1 protein-coding gene is annotated in these 1,484 nt (G+C 39.5%); it reads right to left on the reverse strand.

Annotated elements, in window-relative coordinates; genetic code table 11:
- Positions 1-63: 63 nt before the first annotated feature.
- Positions 64-1,392, reverse strand: a complete 1,329-nt coding sequence (locus CWB80_RS21410) for an IS4 family transposase (protein ID WP_138602404.1) — start codon at positions 1,390-1,392, stop codon at positions 64-66.
- Positions 1,393-1,484 lie beyond the last annotated feature (92 nt).

Raw genomic sequence — 1,484 nt, forward strand, 5'->3', positions numbered from 1 at the left:
ACAATAATACTTAATTAAGCGAATTGGTATAAATAAAAACGGCCCTTTATGGGCTAATGCCAGTCAGTTAAGAGCTGACTGGCATTTTCTTTTATAGGGATATTTATTAGGTTTCCTTCTTACCACCCTTGGATAATGCCTGTCTGGTAGCCTATCGGGTAAGATAAACAACCTAAGAGTTGTCAGTAATTCATCATAATGAGCAGGTAATTTACTTGCACTATGTATTGGCGTAAACATGAAGAAAGCGATTACCTGACGCATAGATTGGCTAAAACTTAATTGAGTAGGCAAGATATCTTCTTCTTTAGTTGCATCAAGCATGATTATGCGTATTAAGTTGTAAGCGAGTAATAACCCCCATAACTCTTGGCGTACCATGTCTGGCTTCTTACTACGTAATGTGTGTTTGCTATGATTCAATCCCTGCTTTATTTCTCTAAACGCCAGCTCAATTTCCCAACGTTGTGTATAAACCTCTATTAATTCGTCATGCGGAAATCGTAAAGGGTCAATAAGCGAACTAAGAACACGATAGCTTTTTCCATCAGCTTTATAAGTGGTTAATCTTGCCGTTATAGTATCTGGTAATGACTCAAACTTCTTTCTAGCCTGAGGGCTTGTGGACAAGGTAACTATTTTATCATTATCACTGATACTGTGTTCAACTTGATACTGTAAATCCTTCCTTGCTGGTAACATCCAGTGAGCGTTATTTCCTTGGTTTTGCCATTGATGTAGCAGTCCTAATGAGTAATAACCACGGTCAAACAAGGTTAGAGAATTATCCGGTACGGCTGGTAATAGACGTTGAGCTAGGCTCATTTCACCTACGCAACGGGCGTCAAAACTACTGTCTAGCAATAAGTGGCTAGATACTTCCATTAAGCTACACATTCGAACTTGTGGGTAGCTGACTTCTCCATGTTGATTACTGTCACTGCCAAACTTTTCTCGGTTTTCTTGATTATCATGAGTTCGGAAGCTAACGCCATCCACTGCAAGTAAATTAAGTCCACACCACTGCTCAAAAGGCTGGGTGGTAAACGCTTTATGTGAAAGTAGTTGAAATGTTTGTTGGACTGCTTCGTAACCCAATCTTTGGCGACCTTGCACTAGTGCGCTCGGCGCTACTAATTTGTTTTTTCCGGGCAGAGATATATCGAGTCTATTAGCAATATCCCACACGGTTTCGTTTCGGAATAAACTCATTCCAATGACAGACCACATAACAGCTTCTAGCGGTAATCGCCTTCTGCGAACAGTTGCAACACCCGCATGTTCAAATGCTTGTTCAAGAATATCAGGGTCAAGAACCTGCTTAAGTTTGTCGAGCGTATGTACATCATCTAAAAAGGAGGACATATCATCGAAGTGCTGAATTAGAGACATAAAAAATCCGATATTATTTCTAATATCGGATTTTGAAGCTATGAAAAGATCAGTCAAGTGATCATAAAAATATTCTTAACTGATCAGCATTA

The sequence above is a fragment of the Pseudoalteromonas sp. S1650 genome, assembly GCF_005887195.1.
Lineage (GTDB): Bacteria > Pseudomonadota > Gammaproteobacteria > Enterobacterales > Alteromonadaceae > Pseudoalteromonas > Pseudoalteromonas simplex.

Excerpts from the sequence above, each read along its gene's own strand:
- CWB80_RS21410 (WP_138602404.1), bottom strand. The coding sequence starts at position 1,392 with ATGTCTCTAATTCAGCACTTCGATGATATGTCCTCCTTTTTAGATGAT.